At 29.3% G+C, this 17975-nt stretch carries 18 protein-coding genes; 14 read left to right on the top strand and 4 right to left on the bottom strand.

Features of this window, described 5'->3' with window-relative positions:
* Positions 1–121: 121 nt before the first annotated feature.
* From cbpA to ACOTU8_RS00565, 8 genes are read left to right on the top strand one after another with little or no spacing between them, the layout of a single operon-like run.
* Entirely contained in the window at positions 122–1015 is an 894-nt protein-coding gene (gene cbpA, locus ACOTU8_RS00600) for a DnaJ C-terminal domain-containing protein (RefSeq protein ID WP_422341342.1), read from the top strand.
* Positions 1016–1030: 15 nt separating this feature from the next.
* A complete protein-coding gene (gene hspR / locus ACOTU8_RS00595) occupies positions 1031–1405 on the top strand; it encodes a heat shock protein transcriptional repressor HspR (RefSeq protein WP_038817227.1) in 375 nt (124 codons plus the stop codon).
* A gap of 6 nt (positions 1406–1411) precedes the next feature.
* Positions 1412–3037 (top strand): cation:proton antiporter, encoded by a 1626-nt coding sequence (kefB, locus tag ACOTU8_RS00590; RefSeq protein WP_422341341.1) that lies wholly within the window; start codon positions 1412–1414, stop codon positions 3035–3037.
* A gap of 9 nt (positions 3038–3046) precedes the next feature.
* Positions 3047–3379, top strand: a complete 333-nt coding sequence (locus tag ACOTU8_RS00585) for a hypothetical protein (protein WP_002853180.1) — start codon at positions 3047–3049, stop codon at positions 3377–3379.
* Entirely contained in the window at positions 3376–3996 is a 621-nt protein-coding gene (locus ACOTU8_RS00580; protein WP_422341340.1) for an HAD family hydrolase, read from the top strand. Before ACOTU8_RS00585 ends, ACOTU8_RS00580 begins: the two co-directional genes overlap by 4 nt.
* A gap of 55 nt (positions 3997–4051) precedes the next feature.
* Positions 4052–6046: a glycine--tRNA ligase subunit beta gene (gene glyS, locus ACOTU8_RS00575; protein WP_422341339.1), complete on the top strand. Its 1995-nt coding sequence runs from the start codon at positions 4052–4054 to the stop codon at positions 6044–6046.
* Positions 6043–6864 carry a M23 family metallopeptidase gene (locus ACOTU8_RS00570; RefSeq protein WP_422341338.1) on the top strand — a complete coding sequence of 274 codons (822 nt, stop codon included), beginning with the start codon at positions 6043–6045 and terminating at the stop codon, positions 6862–6864. Before glyS ends, ACOTU8_RS00570 begins: the two co-directional genes overlap by 4 nt.
* Positions 6861–7811 carry an SAM-dependent methyltransferase gene (locus ACOTU8_RS00565; RefSeq protein ID WP_422341337.1) on the top strand — a complete coding sequence of 317 codons (951 nt, stop codon included), beginning with the start codon at positions 6861–6863 and terminating at the stop codon, positions 7809–7811. The genes ACOTU8_RS00570 and ACOTU8_RS00565 overlap by 4 nt, the downstream gene beginning before the upstream one ends.
* On the opposite strand, the gene ACOTU8_RS00560 is transcribed toward ACOTU8_RS00565, so the two are convergent.
* Positions 7808–8782 carry a Ppx/GppA family phosphatase gene (locus tag ACOTU8_RS00560; protein ID WP_422341336.1) on the bottom strand — a complete coding sequence of 325 codons (975 nt, stop codon included), beginning with the start codon at positions 8780–8782 and terminating at the stop codon, positions 7808–7810. The genes ACOTU8_RS00565 and ACOTU8_RS00560 overlap by 4 nt on opposite strands.
* A gap of 55 nt (positions 8783–8837) precedes the next feature.
* Here ACOTU8_RS00560 and pdxJ point away from each other — a divergent pair, with 55 nt between their 5' ends.
* The 6 genes from pdxJ to ACOTU8_RS00530 all read left to right on the top strand — a co-directional run bounded on the left by pdxJ (position 8838) and on the right by ACOTU8_RS00530 (position 14433).
* Positions 8838–9611, top strand: coding sequence for a pyridoxine 5'-phosphate synthase (pdxJ, locus tag ACOTU8_RS00555; RefSeq protein WP_422341335.1), 774 nt, complete (start codon positions 8838–8840; stop codon positions 9609–9611).
* Positions 9608–10705 (top strand): 4-hydroxythreonine-4-phosphate dehydrogenase, encoded by a 1098-nt coding sequence (gene pdxA, locus ACOTU8_RS00550; protein ID WP_422341334.1) that lies wholly within the window; start codon positions 9608–9610, stop codon positions 10703–10705. The genes pdxJ and pdxA overlap by 4 nt, the downstream gene beginning before the upstream one ends.
* Positions 10706–10751: 46 nt before the next feature.
* A complete protein-coding gene (locus ACOTU8_RS00545; protein ID WP_422341333.1) occupies positions 10752–11951 on the top strand; it encodes an MFS transporter in 1200 nt (399 codons plus the stop codon).
* A gap of 55 nt (positions 11952–12006) precedes the next feature.
* The gene (locus ACOTU8_RS00540) at positions 12007–12327 is read left to right on the top strand and encodes a hypothetical protein (RefSeq protein ID WP_422341332.1); all 321 of its coding nucleotides are present in this window, start codon (positions 12007–12009) and stop codon (positions 12325–12327) included.
* A 184-nt stretch (positions 12328–12511) separates the two neighbouring features.
* Positions 12512–13534 carry a uroporphyrinogen decarboxylase gene (hemE, locus tag ACOTU8_RS00535; RefSeq protein ID WP_422341331.1) on the top strand — a complete coding sequence of 341 codons (1023 nt, stop codon included), beginning with the start codon at positions 12512–12514 and terminating at the stop codon, positions 13532–13534.
* The gene (locus ACOTU8_RS00530; RefSeq protein WP_422341330.1) at positions 13531–14433 is read left to right on the top strand and encodes a radical SAM protein; all 903 of its coding nucleotides are present in this window, start codon (positions 13531–13533) and stop codon (positions 14431–14433) included. The genes hemE and ACOTU8_RS00530 overlap by 4 nt, the downstream gene beginning before the upstream one ends.
* Here ACOTU8_RS00530 and ACOTU8_RS00525 read toward each other — a convergent pair.
* Genes ACOTU8_RS00525 through ACOTU8_RS00515 form a run of 3 tightly spaced genes read right to left on the bottom strand, consistent with a single transcriptional unit; the run spans position 14430 to position 17917 of the window.
* On the bottom strand, positions 14430–15626 hold the full coding sequence (locus ACOTU8_RS00525) for a hypothetical protein (protein WP_422341329.1): 1197 nt from the start codon (positions 15624–15626) through the stop codon (positions 14430–14432). The two genes, ACOTU8_RS00530 and ACOTU8_RS00525, sit on opposite strands and share 4 nt — an antisense overlap.
* A gap of 1 nt (position 15627) precedes the next feature.
* On the bottom strand, positions 15628–17430 hold the full coding sequence (gene uvrC / locus ACOTU8_RS00520) for an excinuclease ABC subunit UvrC (RefSeq protein WP_422341328.1): 1803 nt from the start codon (positions 17428–17430) through the stop codon (positions 15628–15630).
* Positions 17423–17917 (bottom strand): hypothetical protein, encoded by a 495-nt coding sequence (locus ACOTU8_RS00515; RefSeq protein WP_422341327.1) that lies wholly within the window; start codon positions 17915–17917, stop codon positions 17423–17425. The genes uvrC and ACOTU8_RS00515 overlap by 8 nt, the downstream gene beginning before the upstream one ends.
* Positions 17918–17975 lie beyond the last annotated feature (58 nt).

Below are 17975 nucleotides of genomic sequence, written 5' to 3'. Positions count from 1 at the left end.
CAAAATTGTAAATAAAACCTTGAGTGATAAAAATTTATAAAACTTGATTGACTTAGGCTAAAGTTTATGTTATAATTTAATCCTTTATATAATCAAGTAAAAATTTTTAAGGAAATATAACATGAATAGTTTATACGAAACTCTTGGAGTTAGCAAAAACGCTAGTGCAGATGAAATAAAAAAAGCTTACCGTCGCCTAGCTAGAAAATATCATCCTGACATCAACAAAGAAAAAGGTGCGGAAGAAAAATTTAAAGAAATTAATGCTGCTTATGAAATTTTAAGCGACGAAAAAAAACGAGCTCAGTATGACCAATACGGCGATTCTATGTTTGGTGGACAAAGTTTTCATGATTTTTCAAGAAATGCTGGCGGGGTAAATTTAGACGATATTTTAAAAGATCTCTTTGGAGGAGGTTTTGGTGGACGCTCAAGAGGGGGGTTTAACGGCTTTTCTTCAAAAGGTTTTAGCAGTGGTTTTGGAGGATTTGGAGGATTTGAAGAAGAAAATTTAGACAGCAATCTAGAACTTCATATTCCTTTCGAAAAAGCTGTTAAAGGCGGAGAACATAGTTTTAATTTTCAAGGCGAAACCATTAAATTTAAAATTCCACACGGTATAAAAGAAGGCGAGAAACTAAGAATTCGCTCTAAAGGAAAACAAAGTAGAAATGGATCTAGAAGCGATTTAATCATTATTGTAAAAATAGAAGAAAGTCCTATCTACACAAGAGAAGATGATGATTTATATCAAAAGGTTGATATTTCTTTAAAAACTGCACTTTTTGGTGGAAAAATAAATATAAAAACACTCAAAGAAGGCAAGGAAGAAGCGACAATTAACATAACGCCTAATTCAAAAAATAACCAAAAAATTCGTTTAAAAGGTTATGGGGTGCAAAATAGAAAAAGTGATATTTATGGAGATATGTATTTGATTTTAAATGTTGTTTTACCAAATTTAGATACTCTTGATGAAAAATTTATAGAACTCTTAAAAGAAAAATTACCTTAAAGAAAGGAATAAAATATGGAACACCATTATGATGAACCTGTATATTTAATCAGTGTTGTGGCTAAAGTTTTAAGCATACATCCACAAACCTTAAGACAATACGAAAGAGAAGGATTGATAGAACCAAGTAGAACTGATGGCAAAATAAGACTTTATTCTCAAAGAGATATTGACCGTATTAAACTTATATTGCGTTTAACAAGAGATATGGGAATCAATCTTGCTGGAGTAGATGTTATCTTAAAATTGAAAAACCAGCTTCACGAATTTGAAAATTTAATCGATGAACTACGCTTAGAATTAAGTAAACAACAAGATAAAGAAGCGGCTAGCAAAGCCATTGTCAAGCATAAAAATAGCTTTGATTTGATTTTTTATGAGAAAAAATAAAAAACAATGGATAATTTTTTAGAAATTTTTTTAATTACCGTTGCTATAGCTATAGTTTTAAATGTCATATTTAAAAAATTTGAAATTCCAACTATCATTGGATATATAGCTGCTGGAGAAATTATTTCTGAAATTTATCATTTAAGTGGCAAAGGCGAAATTACCCATATAGCCGAATTTGGTATAGTATTTTTAATGTTTACCATAGGGCTTGAATTTTCTTTTAAGCATTTAATGGCAATGAAACAAGAAGTTTTTTTAAACGGATCTTTGCAGATGCTTACTTGTGGCTTTGTTTTTATGCTACTTGTCATAGGAATTTTAGGACTTGGAGATAAAAGCGCTACCATAGTAGGCTTTGCACTAGCACTTTCTTCAACCGCAGTGGTACTTAAAATTTTAAATGATAATGGCGATATAAATGAACAATATGGCAGAAAAGCATTGGGAATTTTGCTTTTTCAAGATATAGCTGTTATTCCTTTGCTTTTGCTTGTAGATATTTTTTCATCCAACAATCAAAACATAGAAAAACTCCTTTTTACTACTTTAATTTCAGCACTTATCTTAATTGCTTTATTATTTTTCATAGGTAAATATCTAGTGGATAAAATTTTTAGACTTATTATCCGCACTTCTTCTCAAGAAATTTTTATTAGCACTGTTTTATTTATGATTATTGGAGCAAGTTTTTTAGCAAATTATTTTGGATTTTCTTATTCTTTAGGAGCTTTTATAGCGGGAGCTTTAATAGCAGAAACAAAATATAAGCATAAAATTGAAGCAGATTTAATCCCATTTAGAGATTTGCTTTTAGGACTTTTTTTCATAACTGTAGGTATGCAAATTCAACTTGATGTAGTAGCGCAAAATTGGTTTTTAATTGTAGTTTTAACCCTTCTTGTAATGGCTTTAAAATTTGGTATAGTTTTTGGCTTTTTATTTCTTTACACCAAAAAAAGAGTAGCGCTTAAAACAGCTTTTGCTATAGCACAAATTGGCGAATTTGCACTAGCAATTTTTTCTCTTTTGCAAGCAAAAAATATGCTTGATATCAAAACTTCACAAATTTTAATTGTTGTTTCTATTTTAACCATGATTATCACGCCTTTTATTTTAAACAATATAAGAAAAATTACTAATGTTGTAGAAGATATAGCACTTAATACCAACGCTGTGCAAAATATTGACAGTAATATCAAGCTTAAAAATCATCTTGTTGTTTTTGGCTACGGACGCTTGGGGCAAGAAGTCGTACAAAAACTCAAAAACACAGGTGTGCCTTATCTTGTTTTAGAAAGTGATTTAAATTTAGTAGAACTTGGAGTTAGTCGGGGTGAAAATGTCGTTTTTGCTAATGCTGCTCAAGAAGAAACCTTAAAAATTGCTAACATAGAAGAATGTGCCGTAGCCATTATCACAGTTACAAATGAAACTAAACTTGAAATTTTATGTCAAGTACTAGCTAATTATCCAAAACCTATAGACACCATCATTCATGTAAATGGAACTTTGAAAAAGATGCTTTTTTCAAGCATAGATGAAAATATACGCATCATTCGCTCTGAAAAAGTAATCGCTAGAAATTTAGTTCAAGAAGCGCTAGAATGCCGTATTCACAAAAATACCTAAGGAAGAATTTTGACAAAAAATGAAGAAAAAGCCTTACGCGTAAAATACCTAAGAAATCTTGAAAAATTTTTCAATGGTGCTATATCTGCACTTAAAAAAGAAGATTTTGATAAAACTAAATTTGAAGAAAGAATGTTAAAAAATGCTAAATTTTTTGAAAAAAATCCCGCGGTAAATCTTAACTCAACCTATGCAAAAAATCTTGAATTTTTTGTCAATGCTTGTTTAGATTTTTCCAAAGAAAAAAGCGAACTTTTAAATCTTGCCAATGCTTTGGATAAGCAAAAAAAACAAGGTGAGAAAAAAGAAAAACATAAAAATTATTTAAAGGATTATGAATGATTAATGTATTTTTTGATATGGATGGAACTTTAATTGATAGCGCAAACGCCATTTCTTGTGCAGTTAATGAAATAAGACAGGATTTAAACCTAGGCCCACTTTCAAGAGAAATCATTATGCAAACCATCAATACTCCAAATATAGACTGGGCAAAAGAACTTTATAATATAGAAAATTTCCATCATTCTAGTTTTAAAGAAGGCTATGAAAAATATTTTGTCAAACACTATGAACAAAGCGTGGTGCTTTTTGAAGGAGTAAAAGAGCTTTTAGAATTTTTAAAAAGCAAAAATTGTTTTTTAGCTATTGCTACTAATGCTCCACAAAGCTCACTTTCAAACATACTTAAAAAACATCAAATCATTCCTTATTTTGATAAAATTTTAGGCGTAAGTTTAGGCATAGAACCCAAACCTCATCCTATGATGCTAGAGCTTTTAAAAAGCGAGGCTCCATATAAAACAAGCGTTTTTATAGGAGATAGTCAAAAAGATAAAGAATGTGCTAAAAATGCTAATTTGCCTTATTTTCATGCCAAATGGTATCAAAAAGATTTAAAAGAAAATGAATTTAGCAATGCAAATGAACTTAAAGGCTTTTTGCAAAAGTATTTATAAGTTTTTTAATGAAATTTTAGTTAAAATTAGAAATAAATTTTAAAAAGAGTAAATTATGAGTGAATTGTTAATAGAAATTGGCACAGAAGAATTACCTGCTATTCCTTTACTAAAAGAATTAAACAACATAGAAAAAAAATGGAAAAATGTTTTAGAAGAATACCACTTAGTGAGTGATTTTAAATTTTATTATACTCCACGTCGTTTAGTTTTTTTTCATGAAAATTTTGCAGACAAACAAGAAGATAGCTTTGCTGAATTTATAGGAGCACCTAAAAATGTCGCTTATAAAGATGGGGTTTTAACTCCTGCGGGACAAAGTTTTTTGCAAAAAGCAAACATCAGTGAAAATGAACTCACTTTCAAAGAAATCAAAGGCAAAGAAGTTTTATATCATCAAAAAGCTATTAAAGGTTTACAAAGTCAAGAAATTTTAGGAGAAATGATAAATAAATTTCTAAAAAGTCTTAGTTTTGGCAAAAGTATGCGCTGGGGTGCAAATTCTTTTGAATTCATCCGTGCGATCCGTTCTATAGCTTGCATTTTAAATGATAAGCTTGTAAATTTTCAAAGTTATGGGGTAAAAAGTACTAAAAAAACTTTCATTCACAGAAGTGTAAGCTATGATTTGCAAGATTTTAACAATGCAAAAGAATATTTTGAACTACTAGAAAAAAATTATGTTATCCTTGATCCAATCAAAAGAAAAGAAAAAATACTTGAGCAATTTAAACTCATAGAAAGTCAAAAAAATATACAAATTGGAGAGGATGAAGAACTTTTAGCTGAAGTAGTTGCTATCACAGAATACCCTAATGCACTTTTAGGAAGCTTTGAAGAAAATTTTTTAGAAATTCCTAGCGAAGTAATCATCACTTCAATGAGAGAAAATCAACGTTATTTCGCAGTTTTTAACGATAAAGGCTTAAGCAATCATTTTATAGTAGTAAGCAATGCAGTATGTAAAGATTATTCAAAAATCGTATATGGAAATGAAAGAGTTTTGCGTGCAAGACTTAGCGATGCAATGTTTTTTTATCAAAATGATTTACAAATTGGCTTAAAACCTGAAAAACTTACCAAAATGACCTATCTTGAAGGTTTGGGCACAATGCAAGATAAAAGTTTAAGAGAGATTAAAATTGCTGAAATTTTATGTCAAATGCTTCATAATGATAAAATCGAAAATATCAGCACAGCACTAAAATACGCTAAAGCAGACTTAGCTACACAAATGGTTTATGAATTTACTGATTTGCAAGGCATTATGGGAAGTTATTATGCACAAAAAATGGGCTTAGATTATGAAATTTGCTTAGCCATCAAAGAACAATATCTTCCTAATTCGGAACAAGCTCCACTTCCAAGTACAGAATTTTCAAGCATAGTAGCCCTTGCAAACAAGCTTGATGCTCTTGTAGGGCTTTTTAGTATAGGAAAAATCCCAAGTGGAACAAAAGATCCTTATGCTTTAAGGCGTGCTGCTAACGGGATTATCAAAATCGCTTTAAATTTAAATAAAGAATTTGATATCCAAATTTTATTAGAAAAACTTTCAAGCCATTATAAAAGCTTTGATATGCAAATTTTAAAAGATTTTATTTTTGAAAGACTTTATACTTTTTATACGGTCAATGCTTCTTTTGTAAAAGCGGTTTTAAGCTCACAAAATACAGATCTGATCCATATCAATCAAAGTGTAAATACTCTTATAAAACTTAGCAAAAAAGATAATTTTAATGAAAATTTTGCAACCTTTAAAAGACTAGCCAATATTGCCACTAAAAATCCTCACAAAGTTGATGAAAGTCTTTTTGTTCAAGAAGCAGAAAGCAAACTTTACAAAGCTTTTCAAGAAAAAACTAAAGCCAATTCTTTACAAGAAAAACTTGAAAATCTTTTTGCACTTAAGCCTTTTATCGACGAGTTTTTTAATCAAGTGATGATTAATGCTGAAGATGAAAAACTTAAAAATAATCGCCAAGCTTTAGTTTATGAAATTTATGCGGAGTTTTTAAAAATCGCTGATCTTAAAGAGTTAAGCCTATGAAAGCCTTATGGCTTTTTTTAAGCCTTACTCTTTGGCTTTTTGGAGCTCAAAATTTAGAGCTCATTAAAGGTCAAGCTTTATTTTTGGAACTAGATAAGAAAGATTTTTTATCTTTGAAAAATAATGATAAAAATATTCTCACCTTTGCACATCCTAAAAATCAAGAAAAAATTCTAGCTATTTTTTCCTTACCTTACAAGAATCCCCCGAAAAACGCCAAACTTATCGCATTTTATAAAGATAAAAAAGAAGAAATTTTCATAAAAACTTTAGAAGGCAATTATAAAAGTGAAAAATTGCAAGTTGAAAACAAAAAGATTTTTCCGCCAAAAACCGTACAAGAACGCATTGCTAAAGAATTAAAAGAAGCCAATGCGATTTATAGTTCTTATACTCCAAAAGCTTTATTTAATGGTGCTTTTAATATGCCCTTAAATTCTTTTATCACAAGTGATTTTGGCAAAGCAAGAACTTTTAATGAAAAAGTAGCAAGTTATCATAGCGGAACAGACTTTAGAGCCGCTATAGGAACACCTATTTATGCAGCCAATTCAGGCATAGTAAAAATTGCAAAAGATCGTTATTTTGCAGGAAATTCAGTAGTCATTGATCATGGTTTTGGAATTTATTCACAATACTATCATCTTTCTAAAATCGATGTTACAGTAGGACAAAAGATAAAAAAAGGTGATCTTATAGGACTTAGCGGGGCTAGTGGTAGGGTAAGTGGGCCGCATTTGCATTTTGGAATTTCAGCTGGAGGCAAACAAGTCGATCCTTTGGATTTTGTATCCAAATTTAATGCTATTTTTCAATGAAATTTAGTGACTTTTTCCATGTTTGGCTACATGAAAGCTACTATAAAAATGCCATAAGTATAGGAAAAAACGGAGATTTTTTTACTGCTGTAAGTGTAGGAAATCTTTTTGGCACACTTTTAGCTAAGCATTTTTTAAATTTAATAGATAAAAAAATTTTACAACCCCCTTTAGAACTTGTAGAAATAGGAGCTAATGAAGGCTATTTAAGTCGTGATTTTTTAGCCGCTTTGCTTGAATTAAGACCTGAAATTTTTTCTCAAATTTCTTTTTTCATCATAGAACCGCATGAAAAATTAAGAACTTTACAGAAAAAGACTTTAGAAGGAGTGGAATTTACTCACAAAAATAGTCTTAAAGAATGCCATTTTAAAAACGCTTTTTTCTTTTGCAATGAACTTTTTGATAGTTTTACTTGCGAACTTATAGATCATGATAAAATGGCATTTGTAGAAAATTTTAAACTTATTTTTAAAAATATGGATGAAAATTTGATCACAAAATGCAAAGCTTTAGGGCTTAAAAAAGGAGAATTAAGTTTAGAGCTTGAAAATTTTTTTAAAGATTTAGATCAAGCTTGCGAGAGATTTATATTTGCGGGATTTGACTATGGAATTTTCAATGCGCAAAATTTTAGCTTAAGAATCTATCAAAAGCACGAAGTTTTTAGCCCTTTTGAAGTATCTTTAAAAGATTTTTTCGGTAAAAGCGATCTAACTTATAATGTTAATTTTACTCATTTTCAAAAACTCACCAAAGAATATGATTTTAAACTTTTAGCTTTTAAAAAACAAAGTCTTGCTTTAATGGATTTTGATTTTGAAGATTTATTAGAATACACAAAAAATAAAAACATTAAAACTTATGAAAGCTTTTTATCTCAAGCTAAAATTTTATTTTTTAATTTTGATGAAAAATTTCATTTTTTCGAATTTCAAAAAAACTAAAATTTTATATTTTTCATACTCGCTAAACAAACCCCCTCTCTTAAACCCTCATCAATGACTAGAAGTTTATGTTTATCAAACAAAGCATAAAACAGCAAACAACCTGCACTCAAATAATTTTTTCTCATCATACCTACTTCTTTTATAGCCTTTTTTTCTTCCATATGAAAAAGTTTAATAGCATAATTTAAAAAATCCTTATGGCAAAGTTTTTTACCATTTACTCTAGTTGCTTCATACTTTTCATAACTTATATTTTGTTTTAATGCGCTAAGTGTAGTAGGAACTCCGGAATTTAAAACCACTGTTTTAACCCCTAAAGAATGAAGTTCTTTTTTAATCTTTACTACCTCATCAAAAGCCTTAAAAGCTAAATATTTTAAAGAAGGATTTGTGATTAAAAAATGAATTTTAAGTTTTTTATCTTTAATATTTATGATAAACTTAGGATATTTTTTTATCAATTTTTTATAAGAAATGCAAGACTTATAGTAAGAAAGATAGTTTTTTTCATAAAAACTAATAATACCAAAATCAAAACTTTTAAAACTCTTCTTAAAAGAAAGCTCACAAGAAGCACCCCCTAAATCGCAATATGCAAATTCTCCCAAAATTCCAAGCTTTATCAAGCCTGCTCGCATACCTAAAACACTGATCTTAGCTTCACTTTTGGCATCTATAAGCTTAAAATCGATCCCAAACTCTTCTTTGAGATTGGCAAAAATTTCATTTGTATTGCTTGCTTTTCTAAAAGCTGCAGTCGCTACAGCTCTTGCTTTGCTTAAATCTTGATCTTTAGCTAAAATACTCAAAGCATTTTTTAATCTTTGTATAGCTTCTTTAGAAATTTCTCCACTTTGATTTAGATTTTTCGCTGCAGTAATGACAAATTCATATTCTTTTAATTTATTTAATTTTTCATCCATTTGCACTGCTCTTAAAGTATTTGAACCAAGATCTATACCTAACATGACTTTCCTTGTTTGATTTTATAGTATAATACCAAAAAAGTTCTAAAGGAAAAATATGCTTTTAGGTGTAAATATCGATCATATCGCAGTGTTAAGACAAGCTAGAATGGTAAATGATCCTGATCTTTTAGAGGCTGCTTTTATAGCGGCTAAATGGGGTGATCAGATCACTTTACACGTAAGAGAAGATCGCCGTCATGCTCAAGATTTTGACTTGGAAAATATTATAAAATTTTGCAAAAGCCCTATCAATTTAGAATGTGCCTTAAATGATGAAATTTTAAATTTAGCTCTTAAACTCAAACCCCACCGCGTTACTTTAGTGCCTGAAAAAAGAGAAGAGCTTACTACAGAAGGGGGGCTTTGTTTAAATCATGCTAAATTAAAACAAAGCATAGAAAAACTTCAAAATGCAAACATTGAAGTTTCACTTTTTATCAATCCTAGTTTAGAAAATATAGAAAAATCAAAAATTTTAAAAGCCGAATTTATAGAGCTTCATACAGGACATTATGCAAATTTACACAACACACTTTTTAGCAATATCTCTCATACTGCTTTTGCCTTAAAAGAACTTGATCAAGATAAAAAAACCTTACAAACTCAATTTGAAAAAGAATTACAAAATTTAACACTCTGTGCTAAAAAAGGCATAGAGCTTGGCTTGAAAGTAGCTGCAGGACATGGTTTAAATTATAAAAATGTAAAACCTATAGTAAAAATTAAAGAAATTTGTGAGCTAAATATAGGACAAAGCATTGTAGCAAGATCTGTATTTACAGGACTTCAAAACGCTATTTTAGAAATGAAAGAACTTGTTAAAAGATGAAAAAACTAGCCATTAGTATAGGCGATATAAACGGCATAGGGCTTGAAATTTTAGTGCGTTCTCATGAAGAACTAAGTAAAATCTGTACACCTTTTTATTTTATCCACGAAAGCTTGCTTGATAAAGCTTTAAAACTTTTAAATTTAAAACTTTTTAATGCGAAAATCATAGTTTTCAAGGATAGTAAAGATTATGAGTTTAAATTCCTTAAGAATGAAAATTCTCTTGAAATTTATTCTTTTTGTCTTCCTTTAGGCTTTAAAGTGGATGAAAATTTTGAAATCAAAGCTGGAAAAATAGACTCAAAAAGTGGGCTTTATAGCTTTTTGAGTTTTAAAGCAGCAAGTTATTTTGTCTATGAAAAACATGCTCATGCCTTACTTACCCTACCCATACATAAAAAAGCTTGGGAAGATGCGGGACTTAAATACAAAGGACACACTGATGCTCTAAGGGATTTTTTTAAAAAAAATGCCATTATGATGTTAGGTTGTAAAGAACTTTTTGTAGGACTTTTTAGCGAACATGTGCCTCTAGCTAAAGTGAGTAAAAAAATCACTTTTAAAAATTTAAGCATCTTTTTAAAAGACTTTTACGAACAAACACATTTTAAGAAAATTGGACTTTTAGGTTTTAATCCTCATGCTGGAGATTATGGAGTTATAGGCGGAGAAGAAGAAAAAATCATGGAAAAAGCCATAGCCTTTGTTAATGCTTTTTTATATTCAAAAAAAGATGAGAAATTTTTTCAAAAAGCTTTAAAAGATGAAAATTTGCAAAAAGAACTGCTTTTAAATTTTAAAGGCAAGGGTATTTATCTGCCCTATCCTTTAGTAGCTGATACAGCTTTTACCAAGGCTGGTTTAAAAAACTGCAATCGCTTAATAGCTATGTATCATGATCTTGCTCTTGCTCCTTTAAAAGCTTTGTATTTTGATAAAAGTATTAATGTAAGCTTAAATTTACCTATCATACGCGTAAGCGTTGATCATGGCACCGCTTTTGATAAGGCTTATAAAAAAATTAAAATTAATACTAAAAGTTATTTTGAAGCAGCTAAATTTGCTTTAGAAAATTCTCATCACCATGTGTAATTTTATAATAAATTAATTTAAAATATATCTTAACCAAGGATTATAAATGCAAAATTATAAAAAAGCTCTTTTTGCACTAGCTCTTAGTGCTTTTTGTATGGGTGTAACCGAATTTGTTATGGCAGGAGTTTTGGTTGATGTTGAAGCGTATTTTAGCGTAGATGCAAAAACTGCGGGATATCTTACAACCTTATATGCCATAGGTGTTGTTATAGGTGCTCCTCTTATTACCATACCTTTAAGTCGTTTTCATAGACATACGCAACTTTTAATCAATCTTGGAATTTTTGCTCTAGCAAATTTCATTATCTTTTTTAGCCAAAATTTCTATCTTACAGCATTTGCACGTTTTATAGCAGGAACACAACATGGAGTGTTTTTTGTCATCGCTACTTTAGTTGTTAGCGCTATAACCCCAGAGGATAAAAAATCAAGCGCTCTAGCTATAATGGCCACAGGACTTACTGTAGCCTTAGTTACTGGAGTACCGCTTGGAACTTTCATAGGGCATTATTTTGGCTTTAAATTTATCTTTTTACTCATTTTTATCATTACAAGCTTGGCATTTTTTGGAGTATGGCATATGATGCCCAAAAATTTACATCCTAGCCCAACAAGTCTTAAAAATTTAATCCCTGCTTTTTCGCATCAAAATTTGTTAAAAACTTATACTATAACCATTTGTAGTTGCGGGGCTCAATTCGTTCTTTATACTTATTTGCAAAAATTACTTGTAGAAATAAGCGGTTTTAAAGTCCAAAATACAGCTTATATCTTGCTTTTATATGGAATTTGTGCAATTTGCGGGAATTTATGGGGCGGAAAAATAGTAGATAAAAAAGGTGCTATTTTTTCCTTACGTCTTATTTTAAGCATACAAGTTCTAGTATTTTTAAGCGTATTTCTCACCATGCATTCTAAAAATTTAATCATTTTTAGCGTAGCCTTGATAGGATTTTTTGCCTTTTCAACCATACCTGCACTAAAAATGCTTAGCATTGCTAAAGCTAAACGCCATACTTATAAAGTCATAGATAGTACAGTAAGCGTGAATGAAGCAGCTTTTAATGTAGGCATAGCTTTAGCAAGTTTTTTAGGTGGGATTGTTTTAGCAGGATTGGGTATAGAATTTAATGCTTTATTTTCAGCACTTTTTGTAAGCCCTGCTTTGATTTTTGCCTTGCTTTTTGCTAAAGATAAATTAAATTATAAAAAATTTCAAAGAAAAAGTTTTAAAAAGGTATAAATTGGAATAGAAATTGCTTGTTTGTTTAATGTAAAGTTAAATAAAGGAGGAGAAAATGGTAGTAGATAATACTCAAAAAACATCAAATGCTATTTTTAGCACCACAACAAAGGTTAAAGAGAAAAATACTTCAGCAGATGAATTTCAAGCCACATTAAATGAAGTAAAAAACAAAAAAGAAAAAGAAGAAGAAAAAACAAGCTCGAGTAAATTTACTAACGAAGATATTGATCTTAGTGCTGTTAGAGAAGATTTTAAATCTTATGCTTGGCAAAAAATGAGAGAAGATCAATACAAAAAAAATGAGGAGACTTTGCTAAATAAGCTTTTTGCTACAATTGACGCAGGAAATACTACAAACAATACAAAGGCTTAATATACAAATCAATCAAAACTCAAACTGCATAAACGAGAATTCCAAATAATTCTCGTAAAATTTCTAATAACTCTGGATAATAATGAAAAATTTATTATTTCCTCCATATGAAGAAAATATAGAAAAATTGACCAATTTAATTTATCAAATTCTGTTATAATTTTGCTAAAAACAAAGGAAAATAATGATTTTTGTTGATGCTTGCTTTAAAAAACCTACACCCTACACCCCTATTTGGATGATGCGTCAAGCAGGAAGATATTTGCCAGAATATATGGAAGTAAGAAAACAAGCTGGTGATTTTCTCTCTTTATGCAAAGACTATAAAAAAGCTTCTGAAGTTTCTTTACAGCCCATTGATATTTTAGATGTAGATGCAGCAATCATTTTTTCAGATATCTTAGTTGTTCCTCTTGAAATGGGTATGAATTTACGTTTTGAAAAAGGAGAAGGGCCTGTTTTTGACAATCCTATTTCAACCCTAAAAGACTTAGAAAAACTTGACGATCAAAATGCGTATAAAAAATTAAATTATGTCTATGATGCCTTAAAGCTTACTAGAGAAAAATTATCTCAAAACAAAGCTTTAATAGGATTTTGTGGAAGCCCTTGGACTATAGCTACCTATATGATAGAAGGAAGCGGAAGTAAAAATTATGCAAAGTGTAAAAAAATGCTTTATCAAAACCCAGAACTTTTACATAAAATTCTAAACAAACTAACTCAAGTTTTAAAACTTTATTTAGAAGAGCAAATTAAAGCAGGTGCTAATGCTATACAAATTTTTGATAGCTGGGCAAGTGCTTTAGAATACGATAAGTTTTTTGAATTCTCTTTTAATTATATGCTTGAAATTTCAAATTTTATTAAAAGCAAATACCCAAATATACCTGTAATTTTATTCCCTAAAGGCATTAGCGGTTATTTGGATAGAATCGATGGTAATTTTGATGTTTTTGGGGTTGATTGGAGTACTCCACTTGACTTAGCAAGTGATAAATTATCTCATAAATACACTCTTCAAGGCAATATGGAGCCTTGTAGACTTTATGATAAAAATGCCATCAAAGAAGGAGTAGAAAAAATACTAAAAACCATGCAAAGTAAAGCTCATATTTTTAACCTAGGACATGGGATCTTGCCTGATATTCCTGTTGAAAATGCAAAATATTTTATCAAGCTTGTACAAGAAAGTTCAGCTAAATGAAAATACTCTTTGGTCCTGTTAGCTCAAGGCGTTTTGGAAGATCTTTGGGTATAGATTTAAGCCCTAGTAAAAAACAATGCAATTTTGATTGTGTTTATTGCGAGCTTGATCCAAAAAAAGCCCAAGAAAAACAAGATGAAATTATCAGCATAGACAAAATTATTTCTGAAGTTAAAGCTATGCTTAAAAAAAATGTTGAATTTGATTTTCTTACCCTTACTGCCAACGGAGAGCCTAGTCTTTATCCTTATTTGAATGAGCTTATTTTATCTTTACGCAGCATTGCTAAAGATAAAAAATTGCTTATTTTAAGTAATGGTACAGCTGTATTAGATGAAAACAAATTCAATGCTTTGTTAAAACTAAATGTGGTCAAATTTAGCCTAGATAGTGCAGTTGCTAAAACTTTTTATCGTATTGATAGAGCTTTAAAAAACATTGATTTGGAAAAAATGATAGAAAAAATGGCAGATTTTAGAGCTAGGTTTAATGGAGATTTGATTATGGAAATTTTAGTCGTTAAAGATCTTAATGATAACGAAGAAGAATTTAAAGCGCTCAATCAAGCTTTAAAAAAAATCATGCCTTTAAGAGTTGATCTAAGCACCATAGATAGACCTCCTGCTTATGCTGTTAAAAAAGTAAGCGAAGAAAAACTTTTAGAACTTTCTAAACTTATAGATTCCACTCCCGTACTCTTAGCCAAAAGACATTATGAAGGTAAAAAACTAAGCTTCAATGAAGAAGAATTATTAAAAATGCTTCATTTACGCTCACAAAGCGAAATAGACATAGAAGCGAAATTTGATGAACAATCCAAAACTCTCTTAAATCAACTTATCAAAGAAAAAAAGGTAAAAATTCTCGATTTAGCTGGAGTTAAATTTTATAAATTTTAGGCCTTTGGCAAATACTTCCTAAGCAAAGTTACAAGGTCATTTTTACTTACATCACTTAAAACTTCGCTCACACAATCAAAATCCCTAACTTTTTCCTTTGAAAAAAAGATGATATGGCTTTGCGGATGCTGTTTTTTATAAGCACTTAGCAAATTTCTCATTTGTTCAAGATCAAATTTAATCAATTCATAATCAAGTAAAACTAAACGATAAGTTTCTTTACTTAATTCTTGTTTTAATTGACTAAAAGAATTTATACATATATTTTTATCGCATTGTTTTTCTATTATATTAAAAAATAAGGTTGCATCAAAATCATTTTGTTTAAAAAGCAATACATTGTTTTGATAAGGGGTTTTAAATTTTAAAGTGCAAACCTTATCAAGCTTGTTTTGCAAAATATTTTCAAGATCTTTTTTTTCAAAAGGTAAAGTTAAAAAATACTCATAATGTGTATTTTTACGGCGACCCATCACTATAAAATCATAGTTTTTCTTTACATTTTCATTTAAAATTTTATCCTTGATAAAAATCAAATGGAAATCATTAACATCAAAACTTAAATTTTTAAAACAAGTACTTTCTATGCCAAAATACGAAAGCAAATTTGCAAGTAAAAAATTCTCAAGTTCATCATTATTAACTATAGCCACACTTGCTTCAAACTGCAAAACCTTTCCATGAGATGTCCCTATAATGCTTTTATGATGCTCTAAAGCCTCATTTAATTCCAATCTAATTTGATCTTTTTGAGAATTTAAGGCATTTAAAATCAAAGAATTAATTTCTTTATTATATCCTTCATTTAAGCAACGCATTGCATTGGATATATTTCCAAGCTGATATAAATTTTCCTCCAATAAATGCAAATATCTGTCTTTTTCATGGGATATTTTAGTTAAATTTTGCTCCGTAGTTTCAAATTTTTCCTTTAACAAATCAAGCACACTATCAACATCAATCTTTTTTTGAAAATTTAAAAAATCATTTTGCATGCAAAAAATTTTTTGATGTATTTTATTTATATTTCTATTTTGTCTAAAAGCAAAAATAAAAAGTGTTAAAGATAAAACAAAAATGCTAGAAAATATACCTATTTTCAGTTGCTCAGTAACACTATCAAGTTTCGAGATATCAATACTTAAATACGCTAAAATTAGATTAAAAATAAAAATTATCCCTGCTAATATCAAATCAATTTTCCTTTATCTTTTGCGCCGCTTTCTTGCCTACAAGCATTGCAAGATCTTTAAAATCAGCCTTATATATAGATTCAAAATTTCCATAATACGCTAAAAGTTTTTGTATAACCCCTGAACTAAGTCCTAAATTTGCAAGCTTAGAACTTTTCAAGTCTTGTTTTTTCTTAGTATTTTGATGAAAGCTGATAGCAAAACGGTGTGCTTCATCTCTTAATTTCTGTAAGAATTGTAGTTTTTTATCGTTAATACTTAGGCTAAATTCTCCTTTTAAGGAATGAATTTTATCCTTAACACCTCCTTTAGCCCTATGTGCTTTTGCATCGATTTTTTCTTTTGAAATAGCTAAAATATCAACATTAGCTCCACTACTTACAATGATTTCTTTAGCTAAATCAAGTAAGGCCTTGCCTCCATCTATAAGCCATAAATCAGGAGGTGGTATTTTATCAAAATCCAAAGCCCTACGCGTTAAAACTTCACGCATTTGATCGTAGTCATTTTTATGTTTTAAATGAAATTTTCGATATTTTGACTTATCCCAAGAATTTATTCTATAAGTTACCATAGCTCCAACATTTGCCACGCCTTGTAAATGAGAATTATCAAAAATTTCTATATCATTTGGTAAATTTTCAAGCTCAAAATAAGACTTTAATTCTTTTTGTATAGTAAAATCATGATTTTTTTGCTCTTTTTCTATATTTAAAAGGGCATTTTGAAAAGCCAAATCACAAATTCTTCTTTTTTCTCCTATTTTAGGGATTTTAATACTGATTTTTTTATCAAACCTTTGGCTTAAAATTTTTTCTAAAAGCATTCTATCTTCAAATTCTTCATAAACATAAATAATATTTGCAAGCAAAGGAATATCCATGCTAAAATTTTCTAAAATCAGTTGCTTGTAAATTTCATTTTTATCCCATTGTATATCATTTTTTATAGGAGTAATCTTAGAATTTGCGCTGATAATTTTTCCATTTTGCACTACAAAACGCAAGGTTGAAAGCATGGAATTTTCAAAAGCTAAAGCAAATACTTCAAAATCTTCTAATTTTGCAATATCTATTTCAACTTTAACTTCCAAATCTTTAATCGTTGCAATCTGATCCCTTACTTTAGCTGCTTCTTCGTAATTTTCATTTTGTGCTAAAACAAACATTTGTTTTTCTAAATTTTTTATTAAAATACTAGGATTTAAAAGTGCGTGTATAGCCTCATCTAAAATTTCAAGGTATTTTTCCTTGCTAATGCGTTTATCACAAGGCGCAAGACAACGAGAAATTTGATAAAAAATACAAGGGGATTTACAGCTTGCTTTTTGCTTTAAAGGATAGTATAAATAAAGCGCATCTAAAAGCTCTCTAGCACCTTTAAAAAAAGGGCCAAAATATTTAATTTTGCTTTTTTTTACCAATTTTCTAGTGATCTCAAAGCGTGGAAATTCTTCTTCAAAATCCACATAAATATAAGGATAAGTTTTATCATCTCTTAGCAAAATATTATATTTTGGATGCAATTGTTTGATAAAAGAATTTTCTAAAATCAAAGCATCGGCTTCTGAATTAGTAGTGATAAATTCTAAATGCACTGTTTCTTCAATCATTTTTTGAATTCTTAAAGAATTTCTTGGATTTGCATGTAAATTTGGAGTAAAAGCAAAATAAGATTTGACACGATTTTTAAGATTTTTAGCCTTACCTACATATAAAAGTTTTCCTTCTTGATTAAAGTATTGATACACTCCGGCACTGTTAGGAAGAGTTTTTAACTCATTTTCTAAATTCTCTTTAGTCAAGATTAGAACCTTTTTTTATAAGTTCTCTTAAATCTTCAAAATTCTTAAATAATTTTTCATCTTTAAAGCAATTTTTAAATTCACCCTTAGAAAGCTCCAAATAAGAATTTTTAGAGAGTTTTTCATCATTTTTGTTTTTATTTACCGCATAAGTGTATTTTTGAGAAAAGATTTTTATATCTTTTATATCAACAAATCCACTTAAAGGATATTTTTGTCCATATGCTTTTATGAGAAATTTAATATAAATTTTGCTATCATCATGATTTAATTCTTGATAAGCTGCTGGATGTAAGGTTATTATATTTAAAATATGATTTTTTACATAAATTTTAGCAATCAAACGTTGCTTAGCAAGCGGAAAAGAACTTAAAAAATCTTTGCAAAAAAATAAGGTTTTTAAAGGCTTATAATGAGGTTTATCCATCAATTCATTAATAACAGCACTAGCGTTTTTAATCATCTTAATATTATTTCTTTTTCTCATAAGATGATTTTAGCATTTCTTTTCTTAATTTTCTTCTGTGCTTGCGGCTATAAAGGCA

It is taken from the genome of Campylobacter jejuni (assembly GCF_049221745.1).
In the GTDB taxonomy this organism is placed as follows: domain Bacteria; phylum Campylobacterota; class Campylobacteria; order Campylobacterales; family Campylobacteraceae; genus Campylobacter_D; species Campylobacter_D jejuni_E.
The sequence above is the reverse complement of the archived record's forward strand: the minus strand, read 5'-3'. Positions and strand labels throughout refer to the sequence as shown.